The following is a 23,748-nucleotide window of genomic DNA, read 5'->3' as shown; positions in this document are numbered from 1 at the left end:
GCAGTTTTTTATTTCATCAATCCATCATGGATTTTATCTAAATTCCATTTCATCATAGCATAATAACTATCGCCATCTTGTCCTTTTTTAGCAATGGAATCGGTGAAAATCGTATTGTAAATAGGTAGATCCGTTTCTTTTGACACGCGTTCCATACTACGTTTGTCTACACTTGTTTCAACAAATAAAGCGGGAACTTTTGTTTTGTGGATTTGATCGATTATTTGTTTCATTTGATCTGGTGTTCCTTGACTCTCTGTGTTGATTTCCCAAATATAGGCAGCTGTTAATCCATATGCTTTAGAGAAATATTTAAAAGCACCTTCGCTTGTGACCAGTAGTTTTTTATCTTCTGGAATATCTGCGAATTTTTCTTTTGCTTCTTTATCTAAAGCAGCGAGTTTTTCAATGTATGCTTTCGCATTTTTTTCATAGGTTTCTTTATTTTTAGGGTCTTTTTCACTTAAGGTGTCTCTGATTGATTCGACATAAGAAATCCCATTTTGGATATCTAACCAAGCATGTGGATCTTGTTCGTTTTCTTGTCCAGCACTGGTTAAGTACATGGGTTCGACTTTTTTACTTACGGAGAAAAAGTCTTGATCTTCTTTTTTATGAGCTGTTTCCATCAACTTATTGAACCAACCATTTCCGCCTGTTTCTAAATTTAGACCGTTAAAGAATAAGACATCTGCTTCGGAAGCTTTGGCAACGTCTTCTGGTAAAGGTTCGTATTCATGTGGGTCTGTTCCGACAGGGACGATACTGTGTAAATTGACTAAATCTTTTCCCACATTATCGACCATATCGGCAAGAATTGAGTTTGTCGCAACAACATTGATTTTTTCTTTATCTGAGGTATCTGCAGATTTAGACTGACAAGCACCAAGCAGAAATAGGCTAGCTAGTGCTGCAATAAAAAGTATTTTTTTTCTCATAAAGTTGGTTCCTCCGTTTTCTGTTTATTGACAAAAAATAGTCCCTTTTTAGGTGAAAATAGGAAAGCTAAAATGAAAAATGCTGCCGCTGTTAAAACAATTGTCGCTCCTGATGCTAAGTTATACGAATAACTAAAAAATAGGCCAATGATTGAACTTAGTATGCCAAAAAGAGAAGCTAATGCAATCATGGAAGGTAAATGATTCGTTAAAAGATAAGCTGTAGCCGCAGGTGTAATTAACATAGCAATCACTAAAATAGTTCCGACTGTTTGCAAAGATGAAACAGCAACTAATGTTAGTAAAAACATCAATGCATAGTGGAAAAATTGTACATTCAATCCGTAAGCTTGTGCCATTGTTGGATCAAAAGAAGTAATTTGTAATTCTTTGTAAAATAAGCCAACAAAGAGTAATACAATAATTCCAACGATCACAGTAATCAAAATATCAGAATCTCGAACAGCCAAAACGTTTCCAAATAGGATATGATAAAGATCCGTTGAACTTTTTGCAAATGAAATCATAATGATTCCTAAAGCGAAAAATGAACTGAAAACGACACCGATCGCTGTATCATTTTTTAATTGACTTTTTTGCGTAATAAAGCCAATCAATAAAGCAGCCAAAATACCGAAAATCGAAGCGCCAAAGATATAATTGACACCGAGCATATAAGAAGCAGCTACCCCAGGCAGTACAGCATGAGAAATCGCATCGCCCATTAAAGACATTCCACGTAAAACAATAAAAGACCCAATGATTCCAGAAACCAATCCGACGATGATCGAAGTGATTAAAGCGTTTTGTAAAAATTGATAACGAACCAAACCATCAATAAAATTTGCAATCATGCATCAGCCACTCCCTTGATAATAATATCGCCCATAGTGTCACCATAAGCTAGTTGAATATTTTTATTCGTAAAAGTTGTCGCAACAGGACCAGTTGCAATCAGTCTTTTCTTTAAAATGATTACATCATCAAAATAGTGAGCAACTTTATGAAGATCATGATGAACAATTAAAATGGTTTTCCCAGCTTCTTTTAATTGTTTTAGAATATCCATAATGACCTTCTCGCTTGTCATATCGATTCCTACAAATGGTTCATCTAAAACGATAATGTCTGCTTCTTGAGCAAGAACTCGAGCAATAAAGACTCTTTGTAACTGCCCACCAGATAATTCACCAATTTGGCGTTTAGAAAAGTCTTCTAACTGAACGGTTTTAAGTGCAGCTAATGCCTGTTCCTTTTCTTGTTTTGAAGGACGTTTCATTAATCCTAGTTTTGGATATGTTCCTAAAAGAACAACCTCTAAAACATTGATTGGAAATGAAAGATCTAATGCACTACGCTGTTCCACGTAAGCGATTCGTTTTTTTTGAGTATCTAGAGACTGTTCTCCTAATAATACCGTTCTGGAATCTGTTTTAAGCAATCCAAGCATTCCTTTTAGAAAAGTGGACTTTCCTGCACCGTTTGGTCCAATGATTCCAGTTATCTTTCCTGCAGGAATTTGTAAAGAAATATCGATTAAGGCTTTTTGTCCTTGATAACTAACAGTTAACTGCTTGATTGTAAGATTATTCCTTTTTATAGACATAAAAAAACCTCCTTTTTAGGTTCGCCTTAAAATTAGTATATGATAAATCAAGATTAAAATCAATCCATTTTTTAGGCTAACCTAAAAATAAAAGTAAAAAGCTAGAAGACATCAACTGTCTTCTAGCTTTTTACTTGATCTTATTTGTTTTGATAAGGGCCAAGGGAATTGAAAATAGAACGTGCTAATTCTAAATGACTCTTATCTTTAGGATATTGATTTGAGAGAAGTATCACTGCATTTTGTCGATCTTTTGAAACCATTGCATTTGATTCAAAACCACCTTCAGTTCCATGTCCTTTAATATAATAAGGAAAATTGTAAAGCCCCCCCATATATTTTGTTTCAGTTTCAGATGTCCAAAGATTATCAATTCCTTGTTGGTCAACGATTTTTCCTTCAAATAGACTTGAGTAAAATAAATAAAGATCTCCAACGCTCATACCGACATTTCCTGTACCAACTTCTTGATCAAAGGCTAAATGATCATCGCGGATTTCAGAACCAAAGTTTTTACCATCAACTTTTTCATAAGCATAGGTTCGATTCTTTGATGTCACAAAATCGTTATAAAAACATGTGTGAGATAATTTGAGTTGTTGAACGAACGTTTGTGTAAACAAAGTTCGATAAGATATACCAGTTAACTGTTCTAGTATACCAACTAAGATAGAGTAGTTGATCGCTTCATATTTATATTTACCATACTCCCCCATGGTTGCCTTAGAAATTGCAAATTGAACATAGTCATCATCAGACATCCTAATCGTAGGTTTATTTTTTTGCTGTAATCCAGAAGTCATTGAGAGCAGTTGACGAATTGTTATTTTTCGACTATCTGGAATAGTTGGGTAAAAATGGTTCAATGTATCATCTAATGAAAGCTTTTTAGCCTGAATTTGTTGTAAAATAAGAGCAGCAGTAAATGCTTTTTGAATTGAACCAATTTGGAATGTGGATTGAGAATTATTCGGTCGGCTTTCAGCAAAATTAGCGTAGCCAAATCCCTTTTGTAAAATGATCTGCCCATTGTGAATAATTAAGGCTGTGCCGATAAATTGGCTATCCTCAAGTTCTTGATTTAGTTTGTTAGCAAAATCAGAAGTAGGCTGAACGTCTCTATTAAAATTTTCAACTTGTCGCGCATTTAGTGTGGATGAAGGAGATGATTCAGTTGTTTTTGTTGTCGTTTCACTTGAACTTGTTTTAGAAACAGGTTCAGAATGATTTTGAAAAAACAAAAGATAAAGTTCAATTCCAACTAAAATGATTAAAACAAAAATAATGAGTACAGGAATAAAAGGATTCCTTTTTTTTTGATGTTTCTTGTGATGCATGGCTCTAACCTCCTCCGATTAGTATTTATTTTTACTCATACAGTGTAGAAATACAAGGTGATTGAGTAGGATTTAACGAACAGTTTTGTAAGCACAAACTTTCTTCGATCAAAATTCTCTAGATTTTCCAAAGATTGTCATCATAAGGAAAAAGATTCATGATTTTTTTTAGAATCAATGGTAGAATAGTAATTGAAGTTTTTAACTGTAAGAATAAAAAATACCTAGATCACGGAGGAAATCATGACCCAAAAATACAAGGATAAAACATTACGAATCTTTAGTTTGAATGCCAATCGCCCTTTAGCAGAAAAAATTGCTGAAGTTATCGGAACTGAACTAGGAAAAAGTACGGTACGCCAATTTAGTGATGGAGAGATTCAAATCAATATTGAAGAGAGTATTCGAGGGGACCATGTTTTTCTTATTCAGTCGACTAACCTTCCAGTTAATGATAATTTAATGGAATTGTTAATCATGATTGATGCATTAAAACGGGCAAGTGCTAAAACAATTAATGTGGTCTTGCCTTATTATGGATATGCTAGACAAGATCGAACGGCGAAACCAAGAGAACCAATCACAGCCAAATTAGTCGCTAATTTATTAGAAGAAGCAGGCGCAACACGTGTTTTGACACTGGATTTGCATACAGTTCAAGTCCAAGGCTTTTTTGATATCCCAGTTGATAATCTATTCACGATGCCACTATTTGCTCATAATTATCGCAAGCAGCAGTTGATAGGTGAAGATATCGTTGTTGTTTCTCCTAAAAACAGTGGAGTACAACGTGCCAGAAGCCTATCTGAGTATTTAAATGCGACACTTGCAATTATTGATCAAGATGAAGTGGATGGCGTACGCTCAGGATATGTTATTGGTGAGGTCAAAGGAAAAACGTGTATTTTAGTCGATGATATTTTAAATTCTGGCAGTACGATGGCAACAGCTGCAGAGATTCTAAAAGAAAATGGTGCAAAATGTATCTATGCTTGTGCTTCTCACGGCTTATTATCTAAAGGAGCAAAAGATATTTTGGATGCTTCACCGATCGAACAAATTTGCGTGACTGACTCTGTATTTATTTCTGAAGAACGTAAGCCAGATGCTCTGACTATTGTTTCTTGTGCTGAGTTGATGGGAGAAGCTGTCAAACGAATTCATGAAAATACGCCAATGAGTCCTCTATTTCGTTTGGAAGAAAAATAATAACGATAATCCGTTTAAACCTATAAAGAAGTTCAGATGTTGCTTTAGACTGGACTTCTTTTTAGTATTTATTTTGGTTGAATAAAAGTACTCATGAAAATTGATACGAGTAAAAGAAAGGGGCTACGCTTATGAAAGAACAGAAAAAGGGTGTTTTATTAGGATTTATTGCATATGTATTTTGGGGAATTATTCCAATTTATTGGAAACTATTGCCGATGGTCGATCCGTTAGATATCTTGTGTTATCGAATCGTCTGGTCATTTTTATTTATGATCATCTACATTTTGGTTACTAGAAAATGGGCCTTATTTTTAGCAGAGGTCAAAATTGTTTTACAAGATAAGAAAAAATTAGTTGCAATTATTTGTGCCGCTATTTTGATTTCAGTCAATTGGTTTACATTTATTTATACGGTTAGTCAAGGACACGTTACTCAAGCTAGTTTAGGGTATTATATGAATCCTTTAGTAAATGTTCTTCTAGCGACGTTGATCTTGAAAGAGACACTGAGTCGTGCAGGAATGATCGCTTGTTGTCTAGCGTTGACAGGGGTTCTTTTATTAACGATCCAAACAGGAGAAATTCCATATGCTTCATTGATTATGGCTGTTACTTTCAGCTTTTACGGACTGATCAAAAAAGGTGTGTTGGTGAGTTCATATACTGGTTTGACGATTGAGACATTTGTTATTTTGCCCGTAGCCTTGATTTATCTAGTCTTTTTTTCACGTCAAGGATTTATGCACTACGAGGTATCTACTAATTTATTGTTGGTAGGTGCAGGTGTCGTTACGGCGATTCCATTATTGCTTTTTGCTCAAGCTGCCAAACAGATTTCTTATATTATTTTAGGCTTTATTCAATACGTTGGTCCCACATTGATGTTAATATCTGCACTATTTTTATATCACGAGCCTTATTCTGCAGAACAATTTCTCGCATTTGGTTTTATTTGGGCGGGGATTGCAGTCTTTACGTATGGAAATATCCATGCGTATCGTAAAGAAAAACGGCTCGTTAGGTAAGTATAGCAAGAATCAATCTTTGAGTAACTGATGTGGCTATGGTAAACTAAATCCAATAAAAATGATTTGGAAAGGATGAGTTCAGTGGATGCTATTTATTTAGATCATGCAGCAACGACACCTGTGCATCCGGCAGTTATTGAAACAATGGTCAGTGAGTTAACTAACACGTTTGGTAATCCGTCTAGTATCCATACCTTTGGCAGACAGGCTCATCGAAAATTAGAAGATATTCGCCAAGTGATTGCAGCGAGTCTTAAAGTAAAACCTCATGAAATTATTTTTAATAGTGGTGGCACAGAAGGCGATAATACGGCAATCATTGCAACAGCTCTTTCTAGAAAAAAACAAGGGATGCACCTTATTACAACAGCAATTGAACATCCAGCAGTTTTAGAAACAATGAAGTATCTAGAGAATTTGGGATTTGAAGTCACCTATTTGCCAGTTAATGATAAAGGGGAATTGGCGGTTGCTGACATTGAGGATGCCTTACGAGAAGATACAACTCTGGTTTCAGTTATGTATGGTAATAACGAAGTCGGAAATTTGTTGCCAATCAAAGAAATAGGAGAAATATTAAAGGAGCATCAAGCTATATTTCATACAGATGCTGTACAAGCATATGGTTCTGAACAAATTTTACCTCATGAACTTGGTATTGATTTATTGAATATCTCTGCACATAAAATCAACGGATCAAAAGGTGTCGGTTTTTTATTTAAAAGCGATGCAATTTCTTTACCTTCATTTTTACATGGCGGTGAGCAAGAAGAAAAACGCCGAGCGGGTACAGAAAATTTAGCAGGTATTGCTGGAATGGGCAAAGCGGTTGAACTTTTGACCGATAGCGAAAAGAAACAACGGCGAGAAAACTATATTAATTTTGAGCGGATTATTTTAACTCAGCTGGATAAAGCTCGAATTGATTATCAAGTTAATGGTCATCCCAAAAATAAGCTAGCTCATATTCTAAACTTACGCTTTTCTGGAATATCCAGCGACTTATTATTGATGCACTTGGATCTTCGAGGAGTGGCAATCTCGACGGGTTCAGCTTGTACTGCTGGAACAGTGGAACCCTCTCATGTATTAGAAGCAATGTATGGTAAAAACCATCCAGCAATCAAAGAATCTATACGAATTAGTTTTGGTTTAGGTAATGATGAGGAACAAATTCAAAGATTTGTAGCAATATTGATTGAAACAATCAAAAAAATTAAACAGTAATTTAAGAAAAATAGTATTAGAACTAGCCAAAAGAGAAAGTACCAACTATAATAAAAGAGACAATAAATAAAGAGGTGGAAAAATGGCATTTAAAGACAAAGCAGCCGTAGAAGGCTCAACGGTATTTTATAAAGTAAATGAACAAGCAAAAAAGTATACGTTGAAAGATAATGGCTTTACAGAAACAAATTCGGGGAACTTTCAGTTGATCCGTCCCTTGGATGCAACTCCCCAAAGTAAAGAAGGTTTTAAATTAAAAATTACAATCGCTGAAGATTTGAAAACACTGAAAATGTCAGTGACGACAGCTAACGGTTTAAAGGCAATGAATATTTTCAAAAGTGAAACCCATGCAATGAGTCAAGAGAAATTCTACTTCTTGATGGATGGCATGATTAATCGCGGTGTCTTGGAGAAAGCTTAAACTAGGAGAATAAGGCAAGATCGAAAAAGATCAGGTCTTATTTTTTTTTCCCTTTAACTGAAGAAAAAAGTTGTTAAAGCACAAACGATTCACTCTTAATACCTTTACTTCTTCTAAAATACTAGTATAATAAGTATCACTGAAAAGTTACGACCTTCAAATCGTAGATGAGTTCAGAATCTAAATTGAAATGATGGTGATCAAATGACAGATAACAGCAAAACTCGTGTCGTTGTAGGTATGAGCGGAGGTGTAGATTCTTCTGTTACAGCACTGCTTTTAAAAGAGCAAGGCTATGATGTCGTGGGTATCTTTATGAAAAACTGGGATGACACGGATGAAAATGGTGTTTGTACAGCCACCGAAGACTATAAAGATGTAGCAAAAGTTGCCGATCAAATCGGTATTCCTTATTATTCTGTAAACTTTGAAAAGGAATACTGGGATCGCGTATTTGAATATTTCCTTAAAGAATATCGCTTAGGACGGACACCTAATCCTGATGTAATGTGTAATAAAGAAATTAAATTCAAAGCTTTTTTAGAATACGCAATGCAACTAGGGGCAGATTATGTAGCAACTGGTCATTATGCTCAAGTAGAACGCAAAGAAGACGGCACTGTACGTATGTTACGCGGTGTAGATAATAATAAAGATCAAACTTATTTCTTGAGTCAATTATCTCAAGCACAATTAGCGAAAACCATGTTCCCTTTAGGCGGCATGGAAAAATCAGAAGTTCGAGCAATCGCTGAGCGAGCTGATTTAGCAACGGCGAAGAAAAAAGATTCAACAGGTATCTGTTTTATTGGGGAAAAGAACTTCAAACAATTTTTAAGCACCTATTTACCGGCTAACAAAGGGAATATGGTTACTTTAGATGGAGAAATCAAAGGACAACATGATGGCTTGATGTATTATACGATCGGTCAACGCCAAGGCTTAGGTATTGGGGGGGGCAAAGGCTCACAAGAACCTTGGTTTGTGGTTGGGAAAGATTTAGTGACGAATACATTATACGTTGGGCAAGGTTTCCATCATGAACAATTATATGCGACTCATTTAGATGCAAGTGACATTCATTTTACTGTTGACACTGAAATGCCAAAAGAATTTGAATGTACGGCAAAATTCCGCTATCGTCAAGATGATATACCGGTTAAAGTGGTGTTAACTGGTGACAGAACGACAGCCAAAGTGATTTTTTCTGAACCTGTTCGTGCCATCACTCCAGGACAAGCGGTTGTCTTTTACAATGGTATGGAATGTCTTGGTGGGGGATTGATTGACCAAGCGTATCAAGAAGAAAAAGTATTGCAATATATTTAATCAAAAAAGCGAGTAGTCTTTTTCTACTCGCTTTTTTGATGGTAATTACGCAAATAAGCTCTTGATTCAGGTGAAACAATTAGATAAACCATTGAAAATAATTCAACAACACGAAACGCTAATACAATCATTTTCGGAAAGATACTCACTATTATCGGCGGATAAAAATACAGTATAGCAATAAACGGAATGAAGAGTATAGACATCAAGTAGCCTTTTTTTCCACCTATCATTAATCCAGCAATTTCAAGGATATAAACAAGAAAAACAACTATCTGGTACCATACATCCAATCCAAAGCTTCCGTTTCCTTCAACAACAGCTTTTAACGCCATAACCAATGAAATAATAATCAAAATATTATTATATAATAGTAGATAAATCGCAATCGAGTTCCAAAATACAGGTTTTTTCATAATAAGAAACGTTCCTTTCTGTTCTTTCCATATTTTAGCAAATGCTTTTTTTATTCGCAATGAAATTTATTCTATTCTCGTATATAATTTATGGTAAAATGAAAGCAAGAACCTGTACGCAAAAATTATTTTCACAAGCACTTAAGTTGAAAGTATCACTCTAAGTGACTAAAATATCATTTGTAGAAAGAATTGGAGTGATTGATCAATGTATCAAGTTATTACCATGTATGGCGATAATGAACCTTGGTGGTTTTTTGAAGACTGGCAAGAAGATATCGAAGAAAAAAGAACATTTGATTGTTTGGAAGATGCGGAACGTTACTACATAAAAAAATGGCAAGAACTTTCTTCAACATATGAATACATAAATACAAAAGTTAATTATCTAGCAGCTTTTTGGAATGAAGGGGATGAACGCTGGTGTGAGGAATGTGATGAGGATTTACAACAATATAAAGGATTAGCTTTACTGAAAGATTTGCAAGCGGTGACGTTTGAAAGTGGCGATGATTTTCATGAGCGCCATAATGATTGTGCGAAACCAAAATGTTGTAAATCGAGCCTTGTTTAAAAAGTCGAGAAAAAAGTAAGAGAGTAAGATACTCGAATAGTATCTCACTCTCTGTATTTTCGTTTTCTGAAAAAATAAATGATTGAAAAGATCAAGAAATCGAAAAAGAGTGCTTCGAAGTGCCAAGGGGAATTCCCCATGACTTCTCTGAAAGGAAGTCCGCCAGAAATAATTGGATAGTAGCGGAATTGGCTATCCGGCATGAAATTGAAGATCATTCCTAAAATAAACTGAACCAAATGCAAAAATAATAGAACGAACATAGTATAGATTAGTGAATCTGAAACAGTTTTTTTCTCCAATTCATCCAGCTTTCCTTTTTTTACCTGAAGCAATACACTGATGGCATTAAAAATGGATGCTATCGCAAATACTACAGCAAATATAAAAACAACCATTATAAGTATTTGTACATAAATCATTTATTTTTCCTCCTCTAACTGAAAAATTTCTTCAACAGCCATATCAAAATACTTTGCAATTTTTAAAGATAATTCCAAGCTTGGGTTATACTTTGTTTTCTCAATAGCATTCATCGTTTGCCTAGAAACACCTAAATCAGTGGCCATCTGAATTTGGGGTATTTTTTTACTTTCACGTATTTCTTTGATCTTATTCTGAACATTCATGGTCGTAAGCTCCTGTATTCCGTAAAGATATCTTTCCTTTATTTTAGCATAGATAAACCGATGAGTAAAGATATCTTTACGTATTTTTTAAAAGAAAAAAGCAACAAAATTTCTTTAGAAAGTTACTTTTCTTTATGTTATTCCAGATTAATCTTTACAAACCCATTTTCCATCTTCCATGTTACAAGAGCTATTTTTCAAGTTATTGTTCTCGATTACTTCAATGATTGGTGTTTCTTTTTCTTTGATTGCCTGAATGGATTGGATGATTTGCTCTATTGGCTGCGCACCGTTGATCAAATATTTTCCATTAACAATCAAGGCAGGTACACCTGTAAGGTGATAAGCATTCGCCAAACGAAAATCGTCTTCAACTAATGCTAAAGTTGCGGGAGCTGTAAAAGCTTGTTGCCATTTTTCAAAATCAATCGAGCTATCTTTAACGATTGCTTCAATCACAGTAATGTCGTCAATATTTTGACTATTAACGAATAAACCTGTTTGCAGTGCATCAAAGATAGCCCAATAATCAGTTTCCCCTCCAACTACGCCTGCCGCTTTTGTGGCAAGCAAGCTATTCATAGAAGTAGGAAAAAAGAAGTCTGCTTCTCGCATTCCTTCAATATTAAAACGATGAAGATCATCATTATGATTAGCGTGAACCCAGTGAGCTAAGATCTCGTTTTTCGCATTTTCTCTTGAACCAAACATCTGCGCATGATCTTTTGAGTCTTTGGCTAAAGCAAAAGAGCGGTGAATAATTTTTATTTCAGGCATTTTTTCTTGGACTTGTCTCATTCTATACGACATGGGAAAACAAAAACTGCAGATAACGTCGTGAAAAAATTCAATTGTAATCATAGTTTCTCCTAGGAAATTATTATTTTGTAAACTTACACTTAGTAAGTGTATAGTTCATCTATGTACATTTCAATTAAAAAGCTTAAATAAAAGGCGAAATGAATAAGAAAAATGTGGTAAAATCAACATATTAACATGTTTGACATGAATTCAATTTATATAAGGAATGCAGAAAGCGAGTGAAATGAATGGCCAATAAACAACTGATTATTGCTGAAAAACCTAGTGTTGCCAAAGATTTAAGTAAAGTACTAGGCGCAAATCAAAAAAATAAAAGCTATTATGAAGGGCCGACAGTTATCGTAACGTGGGCACTAGGTCACCTTTTAGGATTAAAAATGCCGGAAGACATTAACAAAGAATGGCAGTCATGGCAATTGGAAACTCTACCAATGGTACCTAAAAATCTAGGGATCAAACCATTGCCAAAAACTGGGCATCAATTAAAAGCAATCAAACAATTAGCGAATAGAAAAGATGTCACGGAAGCAGTCATTGCAACAGATGCAGGACGTGAAGGCGAACTCGTTGCCCGCTGGATTTTAGAATATGTTCATTTTAACAAACCAATCAAGCGCTTATGGATCTCTTCTCAAACAGACAAAGCAATCAAAGACGGTTTTAAAAAATTAAGACCAGCAAAAGAATATGACAACCTGTACTATTCAGCTTTGGCTCGAGCAAAAGCAGACTGGTTAGTAGGATTAAATGTGACAAGAGCGTTAACCGTTAAATATCAAGATAGCTTATCAGCAGGACGGGTTCAAACACCGACGCTCTCTCTAGTTCGTCAACAAGAAAAGAAAATAGAAGGATTTAGACCACAAACTTATTTTTCAGTAGAACTACACGTTCAAAAAGAAAAGGCCAAACTAGTTCAAAATAACCCCTATGCATTTAAAGAACGCAATGATGTAGAAGCGTTTGTGAAAAAATTAAGTGAAGGGAAAGGCAAAGTAACCGACATCCAAGAAAAAACGAAAACAGAACAAGCACCATTACCTTATGACTTGACTGAAATTCAAAGAGAAGCTAACCAACGGTATCAATTTTCAGCGAAGAAAACTCTTTCACTTGTTCAAAGTCTTTACGAATTTCATAAAATCGTAACCTACCCAAGAACAGATAGTAAATATTTAACCACAGATATGAAAGCAACAATGAAAGAACGTTTACAAGCAGTAAGTGATTTTGCGCCAGAAGTTAAAACATATATCAAAGACGGCGGTCAAGTTAAACTGACTAAAGTATTCCAAAACGAAAAAGTAACTGATCACCATGCGCTGATCCCGACTGAACAACGTCCGCGTTATGAAAAGTTAAGTGGGGATGAACAAAAAATCTACAACATGATCGTTACTCGTTTCTTAGGTATGTTTGCTGAATCTCATCGTACAAAACAAACAAAAGTAACGGTGAATTTTGACAAAGAACAATTTATCTTCCGCCAAAGCAAAGTCGAAGTTGCTGGCTGGAAGCAAGAAAAAGAAGAAGTAGTACCAAGTGTTGACTGGAAATTAGGCATGGTTATTCCACCGAACTTTACGATCAACAAAGAACTAACAGCTCCACCAAAGCCATTGACCGAAGGCACCTTATTAGGGTTGATGGAAAAACACAGCTTAGGAACTCCGGCAACACGTGCTGAAATCATTGAAAAACTGATTAAATCAGAATTGATGGAACGTAATACCAACGGGTTAAATGTTTCACCAAAAGGCAAGCAATTACTTGAGTTAGTCAATCCATCTTTAGTAACACCTGAACTAACTGAAAAATGGGAAAAAACACTAGAAGCAATCGCCAAAGGCAAACAAAGCAGCACGGTTTTCTTAAAAGAAATCGAACAAGATACGAAAAAATTAGTCAACGAGATCAAACAAAGCGAAAGCAAATACCAAGATTTTTCAATCACACAAAAGAAATGCCCAGAATGTGGTTCAAACTTACGCGAGAAAAATACCAAAGATGGGAAAATCTATATCTGTTCTAATCAAGATTGTAGCTATCGCCGTAGAAAAGACCCTAAAGTCTCTAACCACCGTTGTTCACAGTGCCATCGTAAAATGGAAATCATCGACGGAAAAAATGGTTCATATTTCAAATGCAAATACTGTTCAATCACAGAAAAAATGCAAGATAAAAAGGAACGCAGCAAGAAGCTTACGAAACATGAAGAACGTAAGTTGATGAAGAAATATTCACAAAAAGAAGAGCCAGAAGAAAGTGCATTAGCACAAGCGTTGAAAGCGGCAATGAAGCAAGAGTGAATTAAAAAAAACACCAATCATCAGAAATAGTGTTGATTGGTGTTTTTATAATCATAACCTTTCATGTTATAAAGTTAGACAAACTATAAATCAGAAAAGAGTGGATAAATTATGATAATGAATGCTGAACAAGATAAACTAGATGCCCAATTTATGAAACAAGCACTTGAACTTGCCAGAGAAGCGGCAAAGCACGGAAATGAACCATTCGGCGCATTAATTGCAAAAGACAATGAAGTTATTTTCACTGGTGAAAACCAGATTCATACGGAAAGTGACCCTACTTATCATGCAGAATTGGGGATTATTCGTGATTTTTGTTCAAGTCAAAGAATAACTGATTTATCTGAATACACGCTTTATACAAGCTGTGAACCTTGTTGTATGTGTGCAGGAGCCATGGTCTGGAGTAATTTAGGTAGAATGGTTTTCAGTTTATCACATGATGAATTAGCTGAGATTGCTGGCTTTAATATTATGATTGGAAGCGAAGAGATTTTTGCAAAAAGTCCGAATCAACCTGAAGTTGCAAGAGGGGTACTAAAAGAAGAGGCAATTCCAGTTTATGTCGATTATTTCCAAGGTTAAAATACGAGGTGAAAAGATGAGAAAAAATGAATATCTAACTCTAGTTGCTATGGAAGAGTGCGCAGAGATCCAACAAGCATTGTCAAAAGCCATCAGATTTGGATTTGAAGATCATCATCCATCCAGATCTAATGAAACGAATGAAGAACAAATGCTGAAAGAATTTTATCAATTAACTGCGATGATCGAAGAATTACAAAAACAAGGAATTATTGAAGGCTTTACTCAAGAGAAAATAGATAAAGTGAAGCAAAATAAAATTGAAAAAGTCTATAAATATATGGAATACTCTAAGAAAAGTGGACGATTAGATTAAAGGAGGATTTTGATTGTGCTAACAAAAAGCATGAAATTAAAAAGTTCGAGTACAAGAGTTTGGTAAATCGATAGGGAGTGAAAAATGGTAGAAAAAACTCCCTTACAAGGTGATATCATACTAATTAATTTTGCGGCAAAATACGGTCACGAAAAGGTCGGCCAAAATTCCTATGTTTGTTTGAGTCACAAAATAATATCGCTAAATTTGCATCAATTGCAACAACTGAAAGAAAATATCCTCTGTCTATTAAAATACTTGAAAATATTGGCATGAGAATAACCAGAAAAGTGATGTTTGATCTGCTTGTTGCAATTGATTATAAGGCAAGAAAGTTCAATTACTTAGAATCTTTTACCGAAGAGTTTATCCATGAATTACTGACTAAAGAAAAAGTTGTTAAAAAAATCTGCTGCTTGGACCTAATCGACTGCTGTCTCAACCTTTTCATATTCTATCATTCAACCCTACATTTCTTATTGTTCCCCTAGAATAAAGGAATATTTTAATGAAAAATGCATAGAAACATTTGTAATTTACAATAAAAGGAGTATACTCTAAATTGGAATCATTCTAAAATTAATAAAAAGAGTTTCCACACAAATATTGTATGTAGGTTTATTTTATTCTTGGTTTTGATTCATTTTGACAGCTCCAACCAACTGTGAAAATGAATAATTATAATGGATAAAATTAGCTTCTTTCTTTTTGTGGAGACCGTAAAAACAAGGAGGATTATTGATGTTTGATATTGTATCATTAGCAAGATTCCAATTTGCAATGACGACAGTCTTTCACTTTTTCTTCGTACCGTTTTCTATTGGATTAGCACTTGTAGTTGCAGTAATGGAAACGATGTATGTCGTGAAAAAAGATGAACGTTATCGCAAAATGGCGAAATTTTGGGGAAATATTTTTCTATTAAGTTTTGCAGTAGGGGTTGTAACAGGAATTATTCAAGAATTTCAGTTCGGTATGAACTGGTCAGATTATTCACGCTTTGTTGGCGATATTTTTGGTGCTCCATTAGCAATTGAGGCTTTACTCGCTTTCTTTTTAGAATCAACATTCTTAGGTTTATGGATTTTTACTTGGCAAAAAGTAAATCCCAAACTACATTTAACATTTATTTGGTTGGTTGTATTTGGTTCAATGATGTCTGCTTTTTGGATTTTAGCTGCAAACAGCTTTATGCAACATCCAGTTGGCTATACATTAAATAATGGTCGTGCAGAATTAATCGACTTTGGTGCGGTCATTGCCAATCCAAAAGTTTGGTATGAATTTTCTCACGTACTAGCAGGTGCCGTTGTCATGGGCGGTATGATCGTAGCTGGTCTGGCAGCATTCCAAATTTTGAAAAAACGTGATGTAGACTTTCATAAAGTGTCTATGCGTATTGGTTTATGGATTAGCTTAGTTGGTTCAATCGCAGTGTTGTTTGCTGGAGATTTACAAATGAAAGCTTTGATCAATGATCAACCAATGAAATTTGCGGCAATGGAAGGCGATTATGAAGATTCTGGTGATCCAGCTGCCTGGACATTAATTGCTTGGGCGGATGAAGCTCAACATAAACAAGTATTTGGGATTCAAATTCCTTATATGTTAAGTATTCTTTCTTATAATAGTTTATCAGGCTCTGTCGATGGAATGGATACAGTTAATGAACGATTGAAAGAACAATATGGGGATGATAAAAATTATTATCCACCAGTAAATACCTTATTTTGGAGTTTTAGAGTCATGGCTGGATTTGGAGCATTAATGCTTTTAGTCTCAGCGTTAGGTTTATTCTTTACTCGTAAGAAAAAACCTTCACTTTATGAAAAACGCTGGATGGTTTGGATCGTGGCATTATGTACGTTCGCACCATTCTTAGCGAATACAACAGGTTGGTTGATCACTGAACTTGGTCGTTATCCTTGGACTGTTTATGGTTTATTTACGATCGAAGATAGTGTCTCACCAAACGTATCAGTGGCTTCACTATTAACTTCAAACATTATTTACTTTATCCTTTTTGCAGGCCTTGGTTCAGTAATGGTTTACTTGATTACGGTAGAGCTTAAAAAAGGACCAGATTATGAAGAAAAGAAATTGGCAGAGGCAAACTCTACTGATGTAGATCCATTTGATAAGGAGGTCTTCGGCGAATGAGTACGTTGCAATTACTTTGGTTTGTACTGATTGGTGTTTTATTCTCAGGCTTCTTCTTCTTAGAAGGTTTTGACTTTGGCGTGGGGATGTCGGTTCAAACATTAGCCCACGATGAAGAAGAAAAAGGACAAATCATTCAAACGATTGGGCCAGTTTGGGATGGCAATGAAGTGTGGTTATTAACAGCTGGTGGAGCAATGTTTGCTTCTTTCCCATACTGGTATGCTTCATTATTTAGTGGATTTTACTTGATTTTGTTTATTATTTTAGTTGGTTTGATCATTCGCGGCGTATCATTTGAATTCCGTCATCGTATGCCAGATGGCAAACGTCGTAGAGTGTGGAACTGGACATTATCGATTGGTAGTTTTATCGTACCATTTTTCTTTGGGGTTTTATTTATTGATTTAGTCCAAGGGATGCCTCTTGATGTAGATGGTAATATGGTGGCTTCATTTACAGATTATATCAATGTATTTTCTGTTGTTGGTGGTGTTGCGTTGACATTGCTGTGCTACTTACATGGTCTGAACTACATTGCACTCAAAACGGAAGGTCCAGTGAGAGAACGAGCGCGTAATTATGCTTCATTCTTGTATTGGGTTTTATATGTTGGATTAGTTGTATTTGCGGTATTGTTATTCTTTAAAACTGATTTCTTCGAGAATCATTTCGTTGTGACGTTATTATTAGTTTTAGGAATCGTTGTATCAACGGTCGTTGCGAATGTAAGTGTCTTTAAGAAAAAAGAAATGTTGGCTTTTCTTGCTAGTGGCTTAACATTGATTCTTTTAGTTGCTTTATTGTTCAGCGGTTTATTCCCACGTGTCATGATCGGTAGCGAGGGTTACTATGATATCTTGATCAAAGATGCTTCAAGTTCTCCTTACACATTGAAAACAATGACATGGTTATCATTGACGATTTTACCATTTGTATTAGCCTATACAGGTTGGTCTTATTATGTCTTTAGAAAACGGATCAAACATCCAGCGATTGCGGCTGTTGGGTATGAAGGATGATCGATAAAGCCATCTTAAAAATGCCGAAAATCAAAAAAATTATGATCTTGCTTGCAGGTTTTTCTTTCCTGCAAGCAGTATTTATTATAGGACAAGCATTTTATTTAGCGAAAGCCGTTGTTGGGTTATGGGAAGGTGGTCAATTAAATGACCAGCTGTTGAATATTTTGGTGTTCTTTTTGTTTTATACTGGCAGACATGTGGTGACGTATCTTCGTGAAAAAATGTTGGATACCTTTAGTTATGATCGTTCTCGCGAATTAAGAGAAGCCCTGTTGCAAAAAGTGTTTCGACTTGGTCCAACGGTGGTTCAAAAAAATGGTACGGGAAATATGATCACCATGGCGCTTGAAGGAATCAGTCAGGCGGAAAATTATCTGCATTTAATCTTGATGAAAATCATGAACATGATGATCATTCCGTGGATCATTTTGATTTTTGTGTTTACCTTGGATGTTCGTTCAGGTGTCGTGCTATTGGTTGTATTTCCTATGATTATTATTTTTATGATCATTCTTGGGTATGCAGCACAAAGTAAAGCGGATAAACAATATAAAGCGTTTCAGATATTGTCTAATCATTTTATTGATTCATTACGAGGATTAGATACATTGAAGTTATTTGGATTAAGTAAAAAGTATGCAGGTAGTATTTATAATACCAGTGAACGATTTAGAGAAGCGACAATGAGTACACTGAAAATCGCGATTTTATCAACGTTTGCTTTGGACTTTTTTACAACGTTATCGGTAGCTGTTGTAGCGGTGTTTTTAGGGTTGCGTTTGTTAGAAGGTGGCATTTTATTGTTTCCAGCGTTGACGACACTGATTTTAGCACCAGAGTTCTTCTTACCAGTTCGTGATTTTGCCAGTGATTATCATGCGACATTGGATGGGAAAAATTCATTCCAGGCTATTCAAGCTGTATTGGATTTACCAGAAATGACTGAAACAGACCGTCTTACTTTAGGAGATTGGACGGCATTGAGTGAATTATCAGCTGATCAATTGACTTTTCAATATGAAGAAGCAACACAACCTGCTTTAAAAGACCTTAATTTTGCAGCAAAAGGATACCAAAAAATTGGGATCATTGGTGCTAGTGGTTCAGGAAAGTCAACCTTGATCAATGTATTGAGTGGATTTTTGGAACCTGATGCTGAAATGACAAAAATCGAAGCTGATGGGCAAAAAATTCCGCATTTTCTACAAAATGAATGGCAGAAGCAAGTCCTTTATATTCCGCAATCGCCTTATATTTTTCAAGATACCTTAGCAAACAATGTCCGTTTTTATACACCAGAAGCGACAGATGAACAGGTATTAACTGCAATTCAATTAGTAGGATTAGAAACGCTTGTAACAGAGCTTACAGATGGTTTAAACACAGTGATTGGGGAAAGCGGGAGAATGTTAAGCGGCGGACAAGCACAGCGTGTAGCGCTTGCTAGAGCCTTTTTAGATAAGACGCGTCGAGTTCTATTATTTGATGAACCGACTGCTCACTTAGATATCGAAACAGAGGTGGAACTAAAGGAAAGAATGTTACCACTGATGAAAGAGCATCTTGTCTTTTTTGCTACGCATAGATTACATTGGATGGCGGAAATGGATTATATTCTAGTAATGGATAAAGGACAACTGGTTGAAGCCGGAACATTGGCTGAGTTGACCAAAAAAAATGGTTACTATGTGAAATTAGTCAATCAAATGAGGGGGACAGAATAATGGAAAATACCCCAACAAATAAAGAATTGTACGAAAAAGATCAATGGGTCAAACCATTCTTGAAAAAGTATAAAGGATTATTGTGCCTAGCATTGATTTTAGGCTTTTTGACCTTTTTCAGCGCAGGAGCCTTGATGTTTAACTCGGGGTATTTAATTAGTCGAGCAGCATCACTTCCAGAAAATATCTTGATGATTTATATTCCAATCGTATTAACACGTGCTTTTGGGATCAGTCGTCCTGTTTTCCGATATGTTGAGCGTTTGGTTAGTCACAATTGGGTTTTGAAAATGACGTCTGATCTTCGTTTGAAACTGTATTTAGTTTTAGAAAAAGATGCGATTTTCTTTAAATCAAAATACCAAACGGGAGATATTTTAGGTTTGTTGTCTGAAGACATCAATCACTTGCAGAATTTATATTTGCGTACGATTTTCCCAACAGTGATTGCTTGGTTGTTATATATCTTTATTATTATTGGACTGGGTTTGTTTTCATGGTGGTTTGGTTTATGTATGCTGTTGATGTTAGGTATCGTGATTTTTCTATTACCATTGATCTCAGTTTTAGTGAATGGTGCCAGACAAGAAAAACAAAAAGTTTCTAAAAATGAATTATACAAAACACTGACGGATAATATTCTGGGTGTTTCTGACTGGGTATTTAGTCAACGTGGTCAGGAATTTGTTCATTCTTATGAAAATGAAGAAGCAAAGTTACGTCAGTTAGATGAAAAAATCAAACGGTTTAATCGTTTTCGTGATTTTGTTTTACAAGTTGCCTTTGGTGTAATCACTGTCGCAATTTTAGCTTGGACAAGTGTTCGTTTTCCAGGCAATCACGGCGGAGCAGCGAACTGGATTGCAGCGTTTACGTTAACGGTATTTCCGTTGATCGATGCATTTGCGCCCCTACCTGATGCGGCACAAGAAATAAATATTTATAAAGATTCAATCAAACGTTTAAATGATTTACCTGAACCAGAAGAAGTAAATGCTGTGTCAAAAGATTTAACAATCACAGATACAGAAATCAAAATCAGTAATGTATCATTTTCTTATGAAGGAACGTCTAAATATGTTTTAGAAGACCTGGATTTGACAATTCTTCCAAAAGAAAAATTAGCAATTTTAGGACGCAGTGGTTCAGGAAAAAGTACCTTAGCAACGTTGATCCGCGGTGATTTAAAGCCTGATATAGGAACGATTACGTTAGGTGGGATTCAAACAGTGGAGTTTGGTGATCAAATCACCCAATCGATCGGTGTGATTCATCAAGCACCTTATCTTTTCAGAACAACCATCTTAAATAATGTTCGAATTGGACGAGAAGAAGCGTCAGAAGATGAGGTTTGGCAAGTGTTAGATAAGGTTGGTTTAACAGAAATGATTAAAGAATTGCCAGAAGGCTTGCTCACGATGGTGGATGAAGCTGGTTTGCGTTTTTCTGGTGGTGAACGTCATCGTTTGGCATTGGCGCGTATTTTACTTCAAAATACACCAGTGGTCTTGTTGGATGAACCAACGACAGGTCTTGATCCAATTACAGAGCAACAATTATTAGATACATTCTTTGAGGCATTAGCAGATAAAACCATTATTTGGATTACTCATCATTTGCAAGGTGTTCATATGATGGATCGCGTGATTTTCATTGAAGATGGTCAATTAGAAATGAGTGGTTCACCGCAAGAATTGTTAGCGACGAATCTTCATTATCAACAATTGTATGCAATTGATCGTGGTATGAACAAGAATTGATTAGTGGTTGACGAAAGTATGTATTAAAGAATAAAAAATGGAGGTTGGGACTAAAGCGTTTAGCTCCGAGAATCAAGTAGGTACTGTGCAACATCAACTCATACTTCGCTGTGTGTTACAGTAATTTCGGTTTATTTCCGAAGCCTTCAACTCTTAGTGCTTTAGCATTTAGAATTTGATGTGATCGGAGCGAAGCGGAGTAGCTGCTTTTGCACCACCGTTTATTCGGTTTTAGAGTGTGAGGCAAAAGTGCTTTTTACTTTTGTCCCACACTCCAAGCTTTCAAAAGCTGAGTAATGGATTAGAATGACCGTTGCAGCAATAATTCGGTCAGTAAAGTTAGTTGTTCTTTCCCTAAGCAATCAGGCAATTTTTCGATATCTGCTAAGGCTTTTTCAGTTACGCGTTTCGCAAATGCTTTTGCATCATTAACACCGTTTAATTTATGAACGAGTTTGGACGTTTCAATCGCTTGTTCTACTGTGATAGCTGCTTTTTTTTCTAAATAAATATAGAAATGCTCAGGTTTTTTTTGCATTGCAAAGATCAATGGGAGTGTATAGACACCTTGTGCCAAATCTTCTAAAACAGGTTTTTTCAGTGTTTCTATATTTGCAGTATAATCTAGGATATCATCATAGACTTGAAAGGCAATACCGATATGACGACCGATTCGTTTTGCTAGGCGTTGAACCTCGGAACAAGCATAACCGAAATGAGCCCCTTCTAGACAGCTTAAAGAAAATAACTCAGCAGTTTTTCCATTGACGCTACGTAAATAATCAGAAATAGTCATGTCTTTTTTGTAGCGAGTATGCATTTGATCCAATTCGCCAAGAAGCAAACGTTTCATCGCTGAAGCATTTGTATGTAGAAAATCAGAACCATTCATCGTTTCAGCAAGTAATTGAAAGAATTCGGTAAATAATAAATCCCCTGTGTAAACAGCAATATCTTTACCATAGCGAGATTGAATTGTAACAGCTCCTCTACGAAGTGGAGAATCATCGATGATATCATCGTGTATCAGCGTTGCCATGTGTAAGATTTCAATTGAAGCGGCGATTTTGATCAATTGTTGTTGGTCTTGCTTTTGCTGGTCACCTATCTGAGCAAATAAAAAAAAGAAAGCGGGACGCAGTAATTTACCGCCGGAATTGGTTAGTTCGATCAAGGCAGCTTCAATTTCTTTGTTTCTTATTTTAACTTGTTGTTTGATCAATTCACAAGTTTCATTTAATTGTTGTTGGATAATAGGAAATTCTTTCCAAAAATCATTCATAACACTATAGTCCTTTCAGTAAGTCAATACTATTGATTGTATACGATGTTGGTAAAGAAATACAAGCAAATTATTCTATGAGCATAAAAGTAAATATTCTAAGGAGAGAAGAGTATAATTTGAATAAAGAAGTTTTTTTTGAATTAGTTGAGTTAAAAGCAAAGACAGCCAGTGTTTTACCCTTTCTTTTAGGGATTTGTTTTAGTTGGTATCATTATGGACAGTTACATTTAAGGTATGTTCTTATTTATTTTATTGCGATGTTTATTTTTAATATGGCTGTTGATATTTTAGATAACTATAATGATTACCATCATGCCAAAGAAGGGCATGACTATAAAGAGAAAACGAATATTATTGGGCGTGAAAATTTATCCTTGTCTATGATTCGCCGCTGGATCATTTGGCTGGTGGCTATTTCTGCATTGATGGGCATTGGTCTGTCTGTGGTTGTCGGGTGGCCATTATTGTGGCTAGGGCTTTATTGCTACTTGATTGGAATATTTTATTCCTCAGGACCCAAACCATTATCAAGCTTACCTTTAGGTGAATTCTTTTCAGGATTTACGATGGGCTTTATGATTATGTTGATTTGTGTCTATATTAATACATTTGATTCTTTTCAGTGGACAATTAGTAATGTGGGTAGTATTTTCTTAGTTTCATTACCTAATACTTGTTTGATTGCTAATTTAATGTTAGCCAATAATATTTGCGATTTAGAAGAAGATGAAATGAATCATCGCTTCACCTTAGTTCATTACTTAGGGAAGAAAGTATCGATTGGTTTATTTGTCGGATTGCTCGTGATTGTATTTGTTTCGATCGTATTGAGTGTTATTTTAGGATTAACACCGATTACGATGTTATTGACATTACTTGTTCTGCCATTTATTTGGAAACAAACAAAGTTATTTTTAAACGAACAAGTTAAATCGAAAACATTTATTTGCGCTGTGAGGATTTTAGCGGTTGGCGCACTTGCACAAGTTGTATTTTTTGCCATAGGATTGTGGCTTAAATAATAAATAAAAAGGTTAAG

At 35.4% G+C, this 23,748-nt stretch carries 23 protein-coding genes; 14 read left to right on the top strand and 9 right to left on the bottom strand.

Annotated elements, in window-relative coordinates; translation table 11 throughout:
- Positions 1-8 precede the first annotated feature (8 nt).
- The 4 genes from efaA to AC4BBR_RS12555 form a co-directional block, all read right to left on the bottom strand.
- Positions 9-938 (bottom strand): Mn/Fe ABC transporter substrate-binding lipoprotein EfaA, encoded by a 930-nt coding sequence (efaA, locus tag AC4BBR_RS12570; RefSeq protein WP_490459868.1) that lies wholly within the window; start codon positions 936-938, stop codon positions 9-11.
- The gene (locus tag AC4BBR_RS12565) at positions 935-1,792 is read right to left on the bottom strand and encodes a metal ABC transporter permease (RefSeq protein ID WP_490459867.1); all 858 of its coding nucleotides are present in this window, start codon (positions 1,790-1,792) and stop codon (positions 935-937) included. The genes efaA and AC4BBR_RS12565 overlap by 4 nt, the downstream gene beginning before the upstream one ends.
- A complete protein-coding gene (locus tag AC4BBR_RS12560) occupies positions 1,789-2,544 on the bottom strand; it encodes a metal ABC transporter ATP-binding protein (RefSeq protein WP_490459866.1) in 756 nt (251 codons plus the stop codon). Before AC4BBR_RS12560 ends, AC4BBR_RS12565 begins: the two co-directional genes overlap by 4 nt.
- A gap of 140 nt (positions 2,545-2,684) precedes the next feature.
- On the bottom strand, positions 2,685-3,881 hold the full coding sequence (locus tag AC4BBR_RS12555) for a serine hydrolase domain-containing protein (RefSeq protein ID WP_490459865.1): 1,197 nt from the start codon (positions 3,879-3,881) through the stop codon (positions 2,685-2,687).
- 243 nt (positions 3,882-4,124) lie between these two features.
- Here AC4BBR_RS12555 and AC4BBR_RS12550 point away from each other — a divergent pair, with 243 nt between their 5' ends.
- The 5 genes from AC4BBR_RS12550 (at position 4,125) to mnmA (ending at position 9,101) form a co-directional block, all read left to right on the top strand.
- Complete coding sequence (locus AC4BBR_RS12550; protein WP_490459864.1) at positions 4,125-5,090, top strand: ribose-phosphate diphosphokinase; 966 nt, start codon at positions 4,125-4,127, stop codon at positions 5,088-5,090.
- Positions 5,091-5,221: 131 nt separating this feature from the next.
- Positions 5,222-6,118 (top strand): EamA family transporter RarD, encoded by an 897-nt coding sequence (gene rarD / locus AC4BBR_RS12545; RefSeq protein WP_490459863.1) that lies wholly within the window; start codon positions 5,222-5,224, stop codon positions 6,116-6,118.
- Positions 6,119-6,202: 84 nt separating this feature from the next.
- Entirely contained in the window at positions 6,203-7,348 is a 1,146-nt protein-coding gene (locus tag AC4BBR_RS12540) for a cysteine desulfurase family protein (RefSeq protein WP_490459862.1), read from the top strand.
- 82 nt (positions 7,349-7,430) lie between these two features.
- Positions 7,431-7,772, top strand: coding sequence for a DUF1831 domain-containing protein (locus tag AC4BBR_RS12535; RefSeq protein WP_490459861.1), 342 nt, complete (start codon positions 7,431-7,433; stop codon positions 7,770-7,772).
- 204 nt (positions 7,773-7,976) lie between these two features.
- Positions 7,977-9,101 (top strand): tRNA 2-thiouridine(34) synthase MnmA, encoded by a 1,125-nt coding sequence (mnmA, locus tag AC4BBR_RS12530; RefSeq protein ID WP_490459860.1) that lies wholly within the window; start codon positions 7,977-7,979, stop codon positions 9,099-9,101.
- Between the two features lie 23 nt (positions 9,102-9,124).
- Here the strand turns inward: mnmA and AC4BBR_RS12525 are convergent, their stop codons facing one another.
- The gene (locus AC4BBR_RS12525; RefSeq protein ID WP_490459859.1) at positions 9,125-9,517 is read right to left on the bottom strand and encodes a hypothetical protein; all 393 of its coding nucleotides are present in this window, start codon (positions 9,515-9,517) and stop codon (positions 9,125-9,127) included.
- Between the two features lie 208 nt (positions 9,518-9,725).
- Between AC4BBR_RS12525 and AC4BBR_RS12520 the strand changes: the two genes are divergently transcribed.
- Positions 9,726-10,091 (top strand): DUF1033 family protein, encoded by a 366-nt coding sequence (locus AC4BBR_RS12520; RefSeq protein WP_490459858.1) that lies wholly within the window; start codon positions 9,726-9,728, stop codon positions 10,089-10,091.
- 44 nt (positions 10,092-10,135) lie between these two features.
- On the opposite strand, the gene AC4BBR_RS12515 is transcribed toward AC4BBR_RS12520, so the two are convergent.
- From AC4BBR_RS12515 to AC4BBR_RS12505, 3 genes are all read right to left on the bottom strand, one after another.
- Positions 10,136-10,513: a hypothetical protein gene (locus tag AC4BBR_RS12515; protein WP_490459857.1), complete on the bottom strand. Its 378-nt coding sequence runs from the start codon at positions 10,511-10,513 to the stop codon at positions 10,136-10,138.
- Positions 10,514-10,720: a helix-turn-helix transcriptional regulator gene (locus tag AC4BBR_RS12510; protein WP_490459856.1), complete on the bottom strand. Its 207-nt coding sequence runs from the start codon at positions 10,718-10,720 to the stop codon at positions 10,514-10,516.
- 147 nt (positions 10,721-10,867) lie between these two features.
- Positions 10,868-11,581 (bottom strand): DsbA family oxidoreductase, encoded by a 714-nt coding sequence (locus AC4BBR_RS12505; protein WP_490459855.1) that lies wholly within the window; start codon positions 11,579-11,581, stop codon positions 10,868-10,870.
- A 188-nt stretch (positions 11,582-11,769) separates the two neighbouring features.
- Between AC4BBR_RS12505 and AC4BBR_RS12500 the strand changes: the two genes are divergently transcribed.
- The 7 genes from AC4BBR_RS12500 to cydC all read left to right on the top strand — a co-directional run bounded on the left by AC4BBR_RS12500 (position 11,770) and on the right by cydC (position 21,424).
- Positions 11,770-13,851 carry a DNA topoisomerase III gene (locus AC4BBR_RS12500; protein WP_490459854.1) on the top strand — a complete coding sequence of 694 codons (2,082 nt, stop codon included), beginning with the start codon at positions 11,770-11,772 and terminating at the stop codon, positions 13,849-13,851.
- 111 nt (positions 13,852-13,962) lie between these two features.
- Positions 13,963-14,439: a nucleoside deaminase gene (locus AC4BBR_RS12495; protein ID WP_490459853.1), complete on the top strand. Its 477-nt coding sequence runs from the start codon at positions 13,963-13,965 to the stop codon at positions 14,437-14,439.
- Positions 14,440-14,455: 16 nt separating this feature from the next.
- Entirely contained in the window at positions 14,456-14,755 is a 300-nt protein-coding gene (locus AC4BBR_RS12490; RefSeq protein ID WP_490459852.1) for a nucleoside triphosphate pyrophosphohydrolase family protein, read from the top strand.
- 741 nt (positions 14,756-15,496) lie between these two features.
- Complete coding sequence (locus tag AC4BBR_RS12485) at positions 15,497-16,915, top strand: cytochrome ubiquinol oxidase subunit I (protein WP_490459851.1); 1,419 nt, start codon at positions 15,497-15,499, stop codon at positions 16,913-16,915.
- A complete protein-coding gene (gene cydB, locus AC4BBR_RS12480) occupies positions 16,912-17,937 on the top strand; it encodes a cytochrome d ubiquinol oxidase subunit II (protein WP_490459850.1) in 1,026 nt (341 codons plus the stop codon). Before AC4BBR_RS12485 ends, cydB begins: the two co-directional genes overlap by 4 nt.
- The gene (cydD, locus tag AC4BBR_RS12475) at positions 17,934-19,664 is read left to right on the top strand and encodes a thiol reductant ABC exporter subunit CydD (protein WP_490459849.1); all 1,731 of its coding nucleotides are present in this window, start codon (positions 17,934-17,936) and stop codon (positions 19,662-19,664) included. Before cydB ends, cydD begins: the two co-directional genes overlap by 4 nt.
- On the top strand, positions 19,664-21,424 hold the full coding sequence (gene cydC, locus AC4BBR_RS12470; RefSeq protein ID WP_490459848.1) for a thiol reductant ABC exporter subunit CydC: 1,761 nt from the start codon (positions 19,664-19,666) through the stop codon (positions 21,422-21,424). The genes cydD and cydC overlap by 1 nt, the downstream gene beginning before the upstream one ends.
- 301 nt (positions 21,425-21,725) lie before the next feature.
- On the opposite strand, the gene AC4BBR_RS12465 is transcribed toward cydC, so the two are convergent.
- Positions 21,726-22,706, bottom strand: coding sequence for a polyprenyl synthetase family protein (locus AC4BBR_RS12465; RefSeq protein WP_490459847.1), 981 nt, complete (start codon positions 22,704-22,706; stop codon positions 21,726-21,728).
- A gap of 119 nt (positions 22,707-22,825) precedes the next feature.
- Between AC4BBR_RS12465 and AC4BBR_RS12460 the strand changes: the two genes are divergently transcribed.
- Complete coding sequence (locus tag AC4BBR_RS12460; protein ID WP_490459846.1) at positions 22,826-23,731, top strand: prenyltransferase; 906 nt, start codon at positions 22,826-22,828, stop codon at positions 23,729-23,731.
- Positions 23,732-23,748 lie beyond the last annotated feature (17 nt).

It is taken from the genome of Enterococcus sp. AMC1251 (assembly GCF_058216535.1).
Note: the sequence above shows the minus strand (reverse complement) of the source record. Positions and strands in the feature narration are given on the sequence as shown.